Origin of the sequence: Streptomyces sp. RKAG290 (assembly GCF_023701695.1) — a bacterium.
GTDB lineage: Bacteria > Actinomycetota > Actinomycetes > Streptomycetales > Streptomycetaceae > Streptomyces.
On the sequence record NZ_JAJOZC010000001.1, the window covers coordinates 5,650,359 to 5,664,812 of the forward strand.

A 14,454-nucleotide genomic window follows, 5' to 3' on the forward strand; every position below is an offset into this window, starting at 1 on the left:
GTGATTGCGGGAGGTCTCATGGAATCCTTGTGTGCGGTGGTTTACGTCAGATTGTCGCGTAGCACGGAGTCGAGTACGTCCCTGGCCAGGCAGGAGGCTGCGTGCCGGGCATACGCCGAGCGTCGGGGATGGACCGTCCTTCGTGTGTTCCGGGACTGTGATGTCTCCGGAGGTGAAGCGCCTGGGGAGCGCCCTGGGCTGCGGGATCTGTACGAATCCCTGCCGCACTGCGATGTGCTGCTGACCTGGCGGGCGGATCGCATCGCGAGGTCTCTGGTCCACTTCTCATCCGTGGTCGAGGCATGCGGTGCCGCTTCTGTGCGCCTCGTCTCCGTTGAGGACGGGTGGGACATGTCGACCACGCACGGGCGATTCGCTGCGAACGTCTTGATGTCGTTCGCTCAGTTCGAACGGGAGCTGGGCCGGGAGAGGGCGGTTTCGTCGCAGAGCTATCTCAGGAAATCCGGCCGCTGGACCGGCGGGCGGGTGCCGTACGGCCTTCGGCCGATACCGAACCCGGAAGGGGCTGGAAAGCTTCTCGTACGGGACGAGCGGGCGGTACCGATTGTCCGTGAGCTTGCCGAGCGCATCATGGCGGGCGACGCTCCCACCCGGATTGCCGCGGATCTTCAATCTCGGGGGGTCCCGGCTCCGCGAGTTCACAACTCGACGAAGACCGATCCTGTTCCGTCGGCCTGGACGCACAAGTCCATCAAGATCGTCATGACGTCTCAGACGCTCCTCGGACGCAGGATCGAGCATCGCACCGGGAAGGTGATCTGCGGCCGAGGCGGGCCTGTGGAGTTCTGGCCGCCTGTGGTGACCGAGGCCGAGTTCGCGTGCATTGCGCAGTACTTCGATGCTGGGTACAGGCCTCGGCGCCCGAACCGTCCGTCCCATTGGTTGCACGGTGTCATTATTTGCGGTGTGTGTGGGCGGAAATTGAAGCGATCGGAGTCCTCGGGGGCCGAGACCTTCAGATGTCTGGGGCCGCTCACCGCGCCCCATCGAGGGGTGAGTATCAAAGGCGACATCCTTGAAGCCTGGTTCATCGCCGAGCTCCGGGAGCGGTTGCGAGATGCCCCTGTGGTGGAGCACTCCTACCGTCCGGAGGTGGACCGCGAAGACGAGATCAAGCGTCTGCGGGTCTATCTGGACGAACTGCTGGATGACCGCCGCTCTGGGATGTTCAGCACTCCGGAGGCGGTGGACGTCTTCCGCAATGAGTACCGGCTGGCATCGTCCCGCCTCAAAGCGTGCCAGCAGCAGCCCCGGATCTCCGGCGGCTGGGAGGTCAGGGCAGCGGCGCAGTCCCTGTGGGACGCGTGGGACGGCTGGTTACCGGAGGAGCGTGGAACCTACCTCATCGGCTGCGCTGTGCGCGCAGTGGTGAATCCGCCGCCACGCCCACGCGCACGCGTGAACGCGTCGGAACGCTGCGTTTGTGACCTAGGCGACCTTGCTGGTTTCGATCATGCCGGACCTGGATGAGCCCGCCCCCGACTGTTGCTCGCGTCGTAGACTTCGACGCTGCCCCCTCATCCGCCGTGCCCATCCGGAGGCCAGAAAACCGTGTCGACCAAGCCGCCTTTCACGCACCTTCACGTCCACACCCAGTACTCGCTGCTGGACGGTGCCGCGCGGCTCAAGGACATGTTCGAGGCGTGCAACGACATGGGCATGTCCCATATCGCGATGACGGACCACGGCAACCTGCACGGGGCGTACGACTTCTTCCACTCGGCGGCGAAGGCGAACGTGACGCCGATCATCGGGATCGAGGCGTACGTCGCCCCCGAGTCGCGCAAGCACAAGCGGAAGATCCAGTGGGGACAGCCGCACCAGAAGCGTGACGACGTGTCCGGTTCGGGTGGTTACACGCACAAGACGATCTGGGCGTCGAACGCCAAGGGGCTGCACAACCTCTTCAAGCTGTCCTCCGACGCCTACGCCGAGGGCTGGCTGCAGAAGTGGCCCCGGATGGACCGGGAGACGATCTCCCAGTGGTCCGAGGGCCTGATCGCCTCCACCGGCTGTCCCTCGGGGGAGGTCCAGACCCGGCTGCGGCTCGGGCAGTTCGACGAGGCGGTGCAGGCGGCCTCCGACTACAAGGACATCTTCGGCGAGGGCAAGTACTTCCTGGAGCTGATGGACCACGGCATCGAGATCGAGCGCCGGGTCCGTGACGGGCTCCTGGAGATCGGCCGGAAGCTCGACATCCCGCCGCTGGTGACCAACGACTCGCACTACACGTACGCCAACGAGGCGACCGCGCACGACGCGCTGCTGTGCATCCAGACCGGCAAGAACCTCTCCGACCCGGACCGCTTCCGCTTCGACGGCACCGGCTACTACCTGAAGACGACGGACGAGATGTACGCCGTCGACTCCTCGGACGCCTGGCAGCAGGGCTGCGCCAACACCCTGCTGGTCGCGCAGCAGATCGACACCAGCGGGATGTTCGAGAAGCGCGACCTGATGCCGAAGTTCGACATCCCCGAGGGCTTCACGGAGATCACCTGGTTCCAGGAGGAGGTCCGGGTCGGGATGAACCGGCGCTTCCCGGCCGGGGTGCCGGAGGACCGGCAGAAGCAGGTCGAGTACGAGATGGACATCATCATCCAGATGGGGTTCCCGGGGTACTTCCTGGTCGTCGCGGACTTCATCATGTGGGCGAAGAACAACGGCATCGCGGTCGGCCCCGGCCGTGGTTCCGCCGCCGGTTCGATCGTGTCCTACGCGATGGGCATCACCGACCTCGACCCGATCGAGCACGGGCTGATCTTCGAGCGGTTCCTCAACCCCGAGCGTGTCTCCATGCCCGACGTCGACATCGACTTCGACGAGCGCAGGCGCGTCGAGGTGATCAGGTACGTGACGGAGAAGTACGGCGCCGACAAGGTCGCCATGATCGGCACGTACGGCAAGATCAAGGCCAAGAACGCGATCAAGGACTCCGCCCGCGTCCTCGGCTACCCGTACGCGATGGGCGACCGGCTCACCAAGGCGATGCCCGCCGACGTCCTCGGCAAGGGCATCGACCTCAACGGCATCACGGACCCCAAGCACCCGCGCTACAGCGAGGCCGGCGAGATCCGGGGGATGTACGAGAACGAGCCGGACGTCCAGAAGGTCATCGACACCGCGAAGGGCGTCGAGGGCCTGGTCCGGCAGATGGGCGTGCACGCCGCCGGCGTCATCATGTCCAGCGAGCCGATCGTCGACCACGCCCCGGTCTGGGTGCGGCACTCCGACGGCGTCACCATCACGCAGTGGGACTACCCGCAGTGCGAGTCGCTCGGCCTGCTCAAGATGGACTTCCTGGGGCTGCGCAACCTGACGATCATGGACGACGCCATCAAGATGGTGAAGTCCAACAAGGGCATCGACCTGGAGATGCTGGCCCTCCCGCTGGACGACCCCAAGACGTACGAGCTGCTCTGCCGCGGCGACACGCTCGGGGTGTTCCAGTTCGACGGCGGGCCGATGCGTTCGCTGCTGCGCCAGATGCAGCCCGACAACTTCGAGGACATCTCCGCCGTCTCGGCCCTGTACCGGCCGGGCCCGATGGGCATGAACTCGCACACGAACTACGCCGAGCGCAAGAACGCCCGCCAGGAGATCACCCCGATCCACCCTGAGCTGGAGGAGCCGCTCAAGGAGGTCCTCGGCCTCACCTACGGCCTGATCGTCTACCAGGAGCAGGTCCAGAAGGCCGCCCAGATCGTCGCCGGGTACTCGCTCGGCGAGGCCGACATCCTGCGCCGCGTGATGGGCAAGAAGAAGGCCGACGAGCTGGCGAAGAACTTCGTCCTCTTCGAGGCCGGCGCCAAGAAGAACGGCTTCTCCGACGCCGCGATCAAGGCGCTCTGGGACGTCCTGGTCCCGTTCGCCGGATACGCCTTCAACAAGGCGCACTCCTCCGCGTACGGCCTGGTCACCTACTGGACCGGCTACCTGAAGGCCAACTACCCCGCCGAGTACATGGCGGCGCTGCTGACCTCGGTCAAGGACGACAAGGACAAGTCGGCGGTCTACCTCAACGAGTGCCGCCGCATGGGCATCAAGGTGCTCCCGCCGAACGTCAACGAGTCCGAGTCGAACTTCGCCGCACAGGGTGACGACGTCATCCTCTTCGGGCTGACGGCCATCCGTAACGTCGGCCAGAACGTCGTCGACTCGATCATCCGGTGCCGCAAGGCGAAGGGGAAGTACAGCACCTTCCCCGACTTCCTCGACAAGGTCGAGGCGGTCGTCTGCAACAAGCGGACCGTCGAGTCGCTCATCAAGGCCGGCGCCTTCGACGAGATGGGGCACACCCGCAAGGGGCTCGTCGCGCACCACGAACCCATGATCGACAACGTGGTGCAGGTCAAGCGCAAGGAGGCCGAGGGGCAGTTCGACCTCTTCGGCGGCGGTGAGGAGGACAGCGACGAGCCGGGCTTCGGGCTCGACATCGAGTTCTCCGACATCGAGTGGGAGAAGTCCTACCTGCTGGCCCAGGAGCGCGAGATGCTCGGGCTCTACGTCTCCGACCACCCGCTCTTCGGCATCGAGCACGTGCTGAGCGACAAGTCCGACGCCGCGATCTCCCAGCTCACCGGCGGCGAGCACAGCGACGGTGCGATCGTGACCATCGGCGGCATCATCTCCGGCCTCCAGCGCAAGATGACCAAGCAGGGCAACGCCTGGGCCATCGCCACCGTCGAGGACCTGGCCGGCTCCATCGAGTGCATGTTCTTCCCGGCCACCTACCAGCTGGTCTCCACCCAGCTCGTCGAGGACACCGTCGTCTTCGTCAAGGGACGCCTCGACAAGCGGGAGGACGTGCCGCGGCTCGTCGCCATGGAGATGCAGGTCCCCGACATCTCGAACGCGGGCACCAACGCCCCCGTGGTGCTGACCATCCCCACCGTCAAGATCACCCCGCCCATGGTCAGCCGGCTCGGCGAGGTGCTCAACAGCCACCGCGGCGACACCGAGGTGCGGATCAGGCTCCAGGGCCCCGCAAGACCACGGTGCTCCGGCTCGACCGGCACCGGGTGAAGGCCGACCCGGCGCTCTTCGGCGACCTGAAGGTGCTGCTCGGCCCGTCCTGCCTGGCCGGCTGAGACCGTTCCCGTACGCCGAGAGGGGCGCTCCCGCGATCGCGGGAGCGCCCCTCTCGGCTACCGGCCTGCGGCCGGACAGGAGATGTCCGGTCAGTTGTGGCCGAAACGCCGCTGGTGCTTACGCGCAACATCGGACGGGCTGCCCTGGGACTGGGCCTGAGGCTGGTTCTGCGACTCGAAAGCCGTCGAACGCGCCTCCTGCGCACCGCGCTCCGACTCCGAAGCGCGCTCCTGCGGGCTGCCCTGCTTGCGATTCTTGTTCTTGGCCATGGTGTTCCTCCTATGGGGACTCTCGGGGCCAGGACCGCTGTCAGATTCACATAACCGGATAAACATCGCATGTTGGATCATTACCGTGCGTAGCGAGGAGGTATGATGCGCCGTTTTCCGGATCCGCCACGCCGATGATCGAGTTCCGGCCGTCAACCCCCGCGTGGTCGGGCAGACTCGAAGGAAACCCTGAGTAAACCCGTTCCCGAATTCCTGGAAGAGGGTGGAACGCGTGGACCGTTGCGTCGTCCTGGTGGACGCCGGCTACTTGCTGGGCGCAGCCGCGAGTCTGCTGGCCGGAGAGCCCGCCCGTTCCCGCATCACCGTCGACCACGCGGCTCTGATCCAGGGGCTCCGGGAGCGGGCGGAGGCCGATACGGAACAGCCGCTGCTGCGGATCTACTGGTTCGACGGCGCCCCCGACCGCGTACCGCAGCCCGAGCACCGCAGGCTGCGCGTCATGTCACGGGTGACGGTGCGACTGGGGGCCCTCACGCGCAGTGACGGACGGTGGGCGCAGAAGGGCGTCGACGCGGCGATGCACGCCGAGCTCACCGAACTCGCGAGGAACCGGGCCTGCTCCGACGTGGTCCTGGTGACCGGCGACGGCGACCTGCTGCCCGGCCTGATGTCCGCGAAGGAACACGGCGTCGCCGTCCACCTCTGGGCCGTCCAGGCCGCCGACGGCGACTACAACCAGTCCGAGGACCTGGTCGCGGAGGCCGACGAGCGGCGCGTGCTGGACCGGGCCTGGATCACCCGGGCGGTACGGGCCAAGGAGACCGGCGGTTCGTGCGCACCGCCGCCCGCCCCGCGCAACCCCGAGATCGCGGCGATCCTCTCCGCACCCTGCCGGAGGCGGCACTCGCGGCCTCCGCCGAGCGGGGCTCCCAGGCGCAGGCCGAGGCGGCCCGCAACGGCACCTCCGCGCCGCCCGACGAGAACGCCGGCCACGCCCCGCACAGCCACGGCGGCAGGGGCGTCCCCACTCCGAAGGACCTCGCCGGCACCCTGCGCGGGCCCGGCGCCCAGCCGGCCCAGCACCCCACGCAGCCGCCGCCCGCCAACGCCACCCTGCGCTGGTCATCGGACCGCGGCTGGGTGGAGCGCGGCGGCCCCCTCGGGGAGCCCCCCGAGACCGCTTCCCTCCCGACGCTGGCCCAGCTCACCAGCGCCGAGCAGCGCTGGGCGGACCGCGAGGAGGACATCACCACGGTGGGTGGCGACCCGTTCGAGGTGGGGCAGGTCTTCGCCCGGCGCTGGATGGAGCGGCTGCCGGAGACCGTGCACCTGCAGAAGCTGTCCACGATGTACCCCCGCATCCCGCACCGCATCGACGGCGAACTGCTGCGGTACGCCGCCCGCTTCGGGCTGCTCGCCCACAAGGACGACCAGATCGACGAGCACGACCGGTACGCGATCCGGGCGGGCTTCTGGCGCGAGATCGACGTGCGCGCAGCCGCTGAGCACGCCCCGCCGCTGTCCGAGAAGCACGCTCCGCCGGCGGGCCAGACGGAGAAACCGGCGCCGGGCGGGGAGTGAGCCCACGTCGGGGCCGGGGGTGCTCAACCCGGGCCCGATTTGCTGCGTTGACGTCCGATCGGTGCGGCCCCGGGCGTAATGGGGGCGCCCGGACCCCGTACTCTCGTACCTCGTGAGTACGGGCACAGCACAGGCGCAGACGGCGAACGGCACCGTGTGCGCGGTGCGTGACCTGGTCAAGACCTACCCCGCGGCCCGGGGCCGGCGCGGTACACCCGCCACACCCGAGGTACGCGCCACCGACGGCATCAGCCTGGACGTCCGGCGCGGGGAGATCTTCGGGCTGCTCGGCCCCAACGGCGCCGGAAAATCCACCCTCGTACGGCAGCTCACCGGGCTGATGCGGCCTGATTCCGGCAGCGTCGACATGCTCGGCCACGACCTCGTGCGCCACCCGGAGCGGGCCTCCCGGCTGATCGGCTACCTCGGCCAGGAGTCGACCGCGCTCGACGAGCTGACGGTGGCGCTCGCCGCCGAGACCACCGGAAGGCTGCGTGGCCTGCCGGTCCGGGAGGCCCGCGCCGAGCGCGACGCCGTCCTGGACGAACTCGGTCTCGGGGAGATCGCAGGCCGCCCGCTGAAGAAGCTCTCCGGCGGTCAGCGGCGGCTCGCCTGCGTCGCGGCGGCACTGGTCGGGGAGCGCCCGGTGCTGATCCTGGACGAGCCGACGACCGGTATGGACCCCGTGGCCCGCCGGGCCGTCTGGGCCGCGGTCGACCGGCGGCGCGCCGAGCGCGGTGCGACGGTGCTGCTGGTCACCCACAACGTCATCGAGGCCGAGACCGTCCTCGACCGGGTCGCCGTCATCGAACGCGGCAAGGTGATCGCCTGCGACACCCCCGCGGGGCTCAAGCAGCAGGTCGCGGGCGAGGTCAGGGTGGAGCTCGTGTGGCGCGAGCGGGCGCCGCTCGACGTGCCCGAGGTCGCCGCACTGCGGGCGTCCGCCCAGGAGTCCGGACGCCGCTGGGTGCTCCGGCTCGGGCCCGACGAGGCCCGGGCGGCCGTCGCCGCGGTGACCGGCGGCGCGGCCTTCGCCGCGCTCGACGACTTCACCCTGGCGACGCCCAGCCTGGAGGACGTCTATCTGGCGCTCGGCGGCGGCGCGACCAGGGGACTGGTGAAGTCATGACCGCGAGGTGTGCGACGAGCGCCGCGGCCGAAGCGGACCGGCGTGGGCGTGCGGCCGGACAGGGACCGAACAGGAGCAGCGCCAGGTGACGAGCATCGTTCGTGCGGAGGCGGCGTCCGGGCAGCCCGGACAGTCCGTCGGGTCACTGCCGTCCGGCAGCTCCGGCCGGGACGGCTCCGCCGACGGCCGGAGCGCCGGGGCCGCGGCGCTCGCGCCGCGCGCCCGGCTGTTCCCCTCGCTCGCGGCGGTCTACCGGGCCCAGCTGTCCCGGGCCAGGGTCGCCCGCATCCCGCTGCTCTTCGTGGCGACCTTCCAGTCCATCGGGATCATGGTCCTGATGCGCGGGGTCGTGGACGGCGGCTCCGAGGCGCGGGCCGTCGTGGCCGGCTCCACCGTCCTGGTCGTCGCCTTCGTCGCGCTGAACCTGCTGGCCCAGTACTTCGGCCAGCTGCGGGCCGGCGGGGGACTCGACCACTACGCGACCCTGCCGGTGCGGCCTGCCGCGGTGGTGCTCGGCGCGGCCGGCGCGTACGCCTCCTTCACCGTGCCCGGCACGATCGTCACGGCGGTGGCGGGCAGTGTGCTGTTCGGACTGCCGATGACCCACCTGTGGGTGCTCGTCGCCGTCATCCCGCTCTCCGGCGCGGCGCTCTCAGGACTCGGCGCCGCGCTCGGACTGCTCGCGCCCCGGCAGGAGCTGGCGACGCTGCTGGGCCAGCTGGGCATGTCCTCGGCCCTGCTGCTGGGCGTGCTGCCGGCGAACCGGCTGCCCGCGCCGATCGGCTGGGCGCGTGACCTGCTGCCGTCCACGTACGGCGTCGAGGCGCTCTCCCGGTCCTTCGACGCCCACCCCGACTGGGCGGTCGTCGCCCTCGATCTCGCCGTCTGCGCCGTGGTGGGCGTCCTCTCGCTGGCCGTGGCGACCTGGGCCTACCGCAGGGCAGCGGTCCGGTGAGGCGCGGCACAGGGACGCCTGGCACGATGGCACGGTGACAGCACCTCTGACGCCGCCGCACCAGCCCTCGCCCCACGACCCGTGGCACAAGCCGCCGAACGGGGGCGGCCCCGGCGGCTCCCATCCCGGGACCCTGCTGGAGTCGCCGGAGGACAAGGATCTCCGTACGGACCTGCGCCGGGCCGCGCTGGTCGGCGTGGCCGTGACGGTCGCCGGGGTGGCGCTCGGGCTGCTGTGGCTGTGGCTGGCCCCGCGGGTGCCGCTGGTCTCCGACAACACGGCCGTCTTCCTGAGCGACAGCGAGGGCGAGGAGGCGATCGGCGCCGACGGCACCTTCGCCCTTCTCGCGCTCGCGTTCGGCGCGCTGTCCGCGGTGCTCGCCTTCCTGTTCCACCGGCGGGGCGGCATCGCACTCGTGGTGGGGCTCGCGCTGGGCGGGCTGCTCGGGTCGCTGCTCGCCTGGCAGCTGGGCACCCGGCTGGGGCCGACCGACGACGTGGTCGCGCACGCGCGCGAGGTCGGCAAGGGCGTGGTCTTCGACGCGCCGCTCGAACTGCACGCGAAGGGGGCGTTGCTGGCGTGGTCGCTGGCGGCGATGGCGGTGCATCTGGGGCTGACCGCGTTGTTCGGGCCGCGGGACCCGGAGCCGGAGTGGGGGGTCTACCACGCGGCGGGGGCTACGCCGCCGTATGGGGGCCGTCCGGGGGGCCTGCGTCCGGGCCTGCGCCGTCTTCCGGGCCTGCGCCGGCTGCGGGGCCGTCCGGGCCGTCCGGGCCCGCGCCTTCGTCCTCGCCCGAGCCGCCTGCTCCGCCGACCGGGTCCTAGCCAGCGGGTGCGGGTGCCGGGCCGCTGCGCGGGGCTGCCCCTCCCCGCCCCTTCCCGAAACCGGGGCTCCGCCCCGGGCCCCGGTCCTCAAACGCCGGACGGGCTGGGGTGGCCGGGCCTCGGGGCTCCGCTCCGGACCCCCGTCCTCAAACGCCGGACGGGCTGGGGTGGCCGGGCCTCGGGGCTCCGCTCCGGACCCCCGTCCTCAAACGCCGGACGGGCTGGGGTGGCCGGGCCTCGGGGCTCCGCTCCGGACCCCCGTCCTCAAACGCCGGACGGGCTGGGGCGGCCGGTGTTCGAGGACGGGCTGGGGTGGACGGGCGGGGGGAAGGGCCCTCGGCCCGGCCGATCCGCGGGGCGCGGCCTAACCCCGGCCGATCACCGCGAACACCGCACCCGTCAGGGACGCCAGGTCCTCCGGGGACAGCTCGACCTCCAGGCCGCGGCGCCCCGCCGACACGCAGATCGTCCCGTGGGCCCGCGCCGAGGCGTCCACAACCGTCGGCAGCCGCTTGCGCTGGCCCAGGGGGGAGATGCCGCCCAGGACGTAGCCCGTGGTCCGCTCCGCCGCCGCCGGATCCGCCATCGTGGCCCGCTTGCCGCCCACCGCCGACGCCAGGGCCTTCAGGTCCAGGGAGCCGGCGACGGGGACGACCGCCACGGTCAGCCGGCCGTCCACGTCGGCCACCAGGGTCTTGAACACCCGGTCGGGCGGGACGCCCAGCGCCTCGGCTGCCTCCTCGCCGTAGGAGGCCGATGCGGGGTCGTGCTCGTAGGCGTGGACCGTGAAGACCGTGCCGGCCGCGGTGAGCGCGACCGTTGCCGGGGTGCCGCCGGACTGGTGCTGCTTCTTGGGCTTCTTCGCCACGGGGGAGTGGCCCTCCGGTCGCTCAGTTGGGGTGGGTCGGGGCCCGGGTCAGCTCCACCGCGGGCAGCGACGGCAGGTGCCGGATGACGGCGGTCTCGGAGCGCAGCAGCGTCAGCTCCTCGCGGAGCCTGGTCGCGGTGTCCGGGGCCTGGAGCAGGCGCTGCTTGGCGGGGATGTCCAGCACGGCCGCGGCGGCGACCAGGTACGACACGACGGACGGGTCGTCGGGGAGGTCCGCGCCGGTGGTGAGGGAGCGTTCGCTCGCACCGGCCAGCCGCTTCTGGTAGCTGCGGAAGGCCCGCAGGACGCCCTCGGCGAGCGCGCCCGCCTCCTCGCCCGGGTCCTCCTCCAGCTCTTCGAGCTCGGCCGTCAGATACGGGCCGCTCGCGTCCACCGAGAGCAGCTTGACCCGGGTGGTGCCGGTCGCGAGGACCTCGAAGCTGCCGTCGGACCGCTCGCGGATCTTCGCGGCGTCGGCGACGCAGCCCACCCGGTGGAACGTCTGGACGGGATCGGGGCCGAAGCCGTCCGCCGGGCCGCGCTCGACGGGGGTGCTCAGCGAGTCGGGCATTCCGGCGGCGGTCGGGGCGGTTTCGCGGCCGTCGCGGATGGCGACCACGGCGAAGCGGCGCGGTTCGTCCTCGTCGGTCTTCAGGAGTTCGCGCATCATGGCGCGATAACGCTCCTCGAAGACGTTCAGCGGCAGCACAAGGCCGGGGAACAGCACCGCGTTCAGCGGAAACAGAGGCAGGCGAGCGGTGGTCACAACGGTCAAGCGTAATGGCCGCGGGGGCGTCCTCGGTCGGCCCGGTGGCGCAACGGCGTGACGGAGGCCACCTGGAGCCTCGTGCCGTCGCGTGCGTCGAGGAAACGGCCCAGCGGATCGTCGGACACCGAGGACCACGGGAACGAGGCCGCATGGGGTCCGATCTGCCGGAACTGTTCCAGTGCCTCGTCCCAGCGGCCCCGTAGGACCAGCACGTACACCAGCAGGTTGCGGACCTCGGCCGGCCACGGGTCGCCCGGTGCGAACGCGACGGACAGCGAGATGGCCAGATCCACCGCCCTGTCGATCCGCTCCTCCTGCACCGAAGTGGTCCTGGCGTCCGGCCCCTCGGCGAGCACGGCGAAGGCCGCCCGCAGCGGCAGCGCCTGCACCAGGGAGCTGGGCAGCGAGTCCTCGGCCGCCCGCTCGGCGAAGTCGAAGCACTCGCGGTGCGAGCCGTACCAGGCGGCGGAGAGGTACTGCAGGGCCGCGACATGACAGCCGTAGTGGTGGGTGGAGCGCTGTATGGCCTGTTCCCACAGCGCCTCGAACGTGGTGTGCGTGGCATGGGTGCCGCGGGCGTGGTCCAGAGCCAGACGCCAGGGCACCGGATCGCGTCGATCGCTCTGCGCCGCGGCCGTGATCATCGGTCCCACGTCGCGCAGCTGCTCCGCGCGGGCGGGCGAGTCCCAGGCCCGCACCAGCGCGAGCTGAGCCTTCACGAGCAGCGCGTCCGGGTCGTGCGGGGCGGCGCCCAGCCAGTCGCCCAGCCAGCCGTCCCGGCTGCGGGCGAAGGCGACGAGCCGGTTCAGGTAGCGGTCGCGGCTCTCCCACTCGGCCGCGTCCCGCGTGGTGGCCAGCAGCTTGGCGGCCGGCTCGTACTCCCCGAGCGCGGCGGCGACCAGCGCGGGCGACAGCCGCTCGTCGGGGGCGTCGAGCATCACCGCATGGTCCGCGGGCAGCCCGGCGGACAGCCCGGGGGTGTGCCGGATCATGCGCGTGGTACGGAGCAGAGCGCGGAGAAAAGGCATGGTGCAGACCATTGAAAAGCGCTGGTCGGGGCGGCGCCAGAGGGGCGCTGTGAAACTTTGGTGCCGAGTGGAGGGGTTGCTCCGGGGGCGGCCAAGAATGAGTAAAGGAAATCGTGGAATCTGGCCTGTTCCCGTCGTTGCGGGAGTAGTGGCCCGACGGCCCGTCCGGAGCGGGGTGCGCGGGTGCGGGGCCCCGTTCGCCCTTGGGCGGCAGGGACACACGCCCGGCGGCCGGCTGCCGGGAAGGGTGTTCGCGGTCAGCCACGGCGCAGCAGCCGTGAGGCGCCTGCCGCGACGGTGGTGGCCAGTATCCATCCCAGCAGCACCAGCGCGGCGGCCACCCACTGCCAGCCGCCCTCCATCAGCCAGTAACCGTCCTGGCCGAGGTCGATCACCGGCACCAGCAGATCCAGCGCGTACAGCGCGGGGTTCCACTCCGGATGCTCGCTCCCCTTGAGCGACGCGGGCTGGTACCGCGAGAAGGCGACCGCTCCCGCCGCCCACAGCACGGCCATCCACACCGCGGCCCGCCCCGGCCGGTAGCCGTACGCCACCGTCCAGTCCTGCAGGTAGCCCCAGAGCTTCGCGGCGGGCGGCAGCGTCTCGCGGCGGCGCCGCTGCTTGGCCAGCAGCACCTCGCGGGCGTCCGCGTCCTCCCCGCTGCTGCGCAGCACGGCGGCCAGCCGTTCGTACGGCTCCGGTACGTACTCGGGGGTCGCCGCGGCCACCCACTCCAGGCGCCGGGAGAGCGGGAAGTGCCCGTAGGGGACGAGGTTCTCGTACACGAACCCGCCCATCGCGAGACCGCCCGGCCCCGGCCAGCTGGTCGACACGTCGATCAGCGTGACGATCCTCGCCCCGTTCAGCACCACCCGGCCCTCCGCCGGGCGCTCCGGGTTGAACCTGAGCTCGGGTGCGACGATCCGGCGCAGCGACAGTTCCTCGTGCCGGGCCAGCACGAAGACGGCCTTGTGCAGGTCGACCGCGTCACCGAAGCGCCCGTCGTCCAGCCGCACCCCGCCCCGGCACCGGAAGACCTGCGCGCGGGTGCCGTGGGCCGGGGTCGCGAGCGAGGAGGTGACGATGCCGTACGGGGGAGTGGTGCCCTGATTACCGGTGTCGACGCTGACCCATGCCTCGCTCATGTACAGCGTCCGCTCCACGCTCAGCTGCGGGGCGTTGAGCGCGCGGCGTCCCTGCGTCGCCCGGAGCCGGCTGCCGCGCAGGCTCAGCGAACCGCCGACCTTCGCCCCGCGCAGGCTCAGCTCGCCGAGCGTCTCGATCATCTCGGCCTGCAGGTCCTGGGCGACCGCGAGTCCGTCACCGATGAACGCCCGCCCCTGCCGGTCGGGGCCGATGTCGATCTGGTTGAGCATCAGATCGGTGCCGATCTGCGCGTCCGTGAGCCGGATGCCGCGCTCGACCCGGCAGCGCGGCAGGTGCAGGTCGCCCTCGGTGCGCAGCCGCGCCGCCTCCAGCCGCGGGATCGTGCACCCCACCATCCGTAACGTCGTGAAGTGGCACTCGGGCAGCACCACTTCCTGCTCGAAGCGGCAGCCGGTCAGCTCCACGTACGGATCGACACGTCCGCCCGCGAGATCCAGCTTTCCCGTGATCCGCATGCCCCGGAGCTTCAGCGCCGCGACCCGGCCGGGCCTGGCCCGCGGGCCGCTCAGCAGCAGCCGGGCGACGACCTGGGCGTCCACGCTGCGCTCGGGGCCCCAGGCGTGCGGGGCGAACGGATCGTCGTGCACGCCGTCACGGGCGCGCAGATCGTAGGTGGTCCCGTTCCTGAAGGACTGCCACATGCCCAGCTCGGCTGCGCTGAGGCCGTCCGGAATGTCCCCGTCGTGCGGTTCGGTCACCGACGCTCCTTCCACTCGGAGCCGTAATCCCGTTATTCCCTCTGAGTGACCAGGTGAACGCTAATAGTCAGCCGTTACGCCGAGGACATGTA

The 14,454-nt window shown here is 71.0% G+C and carries 8 protein-coding genes and 3 pseudogenes; 6 read left to right on the forward strand and 5 right to left on the reverse strand.

Translation table 11 applies throughout. The features are described from left to right. Positions 1–18: 18 nt before the first annotated feature. Positions 19–1,491, forward strand: a complete 1,473-nt coding sequence (locus tag LNW71_RS24895) for a recombinase family protein (RefSeq protein ID WP_250970272.1) — start codon at positions 19–21, stop codon at positions 1,489–1,491. An 81-nt stretch (positions 1,492–1,572) separates the two neighbouring features. Next, positions 1,573–5,111: pseudogene (gene dnaE, locus LNW71_RS24900) on the forward strand (DNA polymerase III subunit alpha). A gap of 90 nt (positions 5,112–5,201) precedes the next feature. Here the strand turns inward: dnaE and LNW71_RS24905 are convergent. Next, positions 5,202–5,381, reverse strand: a complete 180-nt coding sequence (locus LNW71_RS24905) for a hypothetical protein (protein ID WP_250970273.1) — start codon at positions 5,379–5,381, stop codon at positions 5,202–5,204. A 223-nt stretch (positions 5,382–5,604) separates the two neighbouring features. On the opposite strand from LNW71_RS24905, the pseudogene LNW71_RS24910 reads away from it, so the two are divergent. From LNW71_RS24910 to LNW71_RS24925, 4 genes and pseudogenes are all read left to right on the forward strand, one after another. After that, positions 5,605–6,923 (forward strand): annotated as a pseudogene (locus LNW71_RS24910) (NYN domain-containing protein). Positions 6,924–7,077: 154 nt separating this feature from the next. Further along, entirely contained in the window at positions 7,078–8,052 is a 975-nt protein-coding gene (locus tag LNW71_RS24915) for an ABC transporter ATP-binding protein (RefSeq protein WP_250972132.1), read from the forward strand. Between the two features lie 145 nt (positions 8,053–8,197). Then, positions 8,198–9,007, forward strand: a complete 810-nt coding sequence (locus LNW71_RS24920; RefSeq protein WP_250972133.1) for an ABC transporter permease — start codon at positions 8,198–8,200, stop codon at positions 9,005–9,007. Between the two features lie 34 nt (positions 9,008–9,041). Next, a pseudogene (locus LNW71_RS24925) lies at positions 9,042–9,832 on the forward strand (ABC transporter permease). A gap of 364 nt (positions 9,833–10,196) precedes the next feature. Here LNW71_RS24925 and ybaK read toward each other — a convergent pair. The 4 genes from ybaK to LNW71_RS24945 all read right to left on the reverse strand — a co-directional run bounded on the left by ybaK (position 10,197) and on the right by LNW71_RS24945 (position 14,362). Beyond that, on the reverse strand, positions 10,197–10,700 hold the full coding sequence (ybaK, locus tag LNW71_RS24930; RefSeq protein WP_250970274.1) for a Cys-tRNA(Pro) deacylase: 504 nt from the start codon (positions 10,698–10,700) through the stop codon (positions 10,197–10,199). A gap of 22 nt (positions 10,701–10,722) precedes the next feature. Continuing rightward, positions 10,723–11,466 carry an LON peptidase substrate-binding domain-containing protein gene (locus tag LNW71_RS24935; RefSeq protein ID WP_250970275.1) on the reverse strand — a complete coding sequence of 248 codons (744 nt, stop codon included), beginning with the start codon at positions 11,464–11,466 and terminating at the stop codon, positions 10,723–10,725. Between the two features lie 5 nt (positions 11,467–11,471). After that, positions 11,472–12,509, reverse strand: a complete 1,038-nt coding sequence (locus tag LNW71_RS24940; RefSeq protein ID WP_250970276.1) for a hypothetical protein — start codon at positions 12,507–12,509, stop codon at positions 11,472–11,474. Positions 12,510–12,754: 245 nt separating this feature from the next. Further along, positions 12,755–14,362, reverse strand: coding sequence for an oxidoreductase (locus LNW71_RS24945; RefSeq protein WP_250970277.1), 1,608 nt, complete (start codon positions 14,360–14,362; stop codon positions 12,755–12,757). Positions 14,363–14,454 lie beyond the last annotated feature (92 nt).

Bases quoted from the DNA above. Each gene is read 5' to 3' on its own strand.
- LNW71_RS24895 (WP_250970272.1), top strand. From the start codon at position 19: ATGGAATCCTTGTGTGCGGTGGTTTACGTCAGATTGTCGCGTAGCACG.
- LNW71_RS24905 (WP_250970273.1), bottom strand. From the start codon at position 5,381: ATGGCCAAGAACAAGAATCGCAAGCAGGGCAGCCCGCAGGAGCGCGCT.
- LNW71_RS24940 (WP_250970276.1), bottom strand. From the start codon at position 12,509: ATGGTCTGCACCATGCCTTTTCTCCGCGCTCTGCTCCGTACCACGCGC.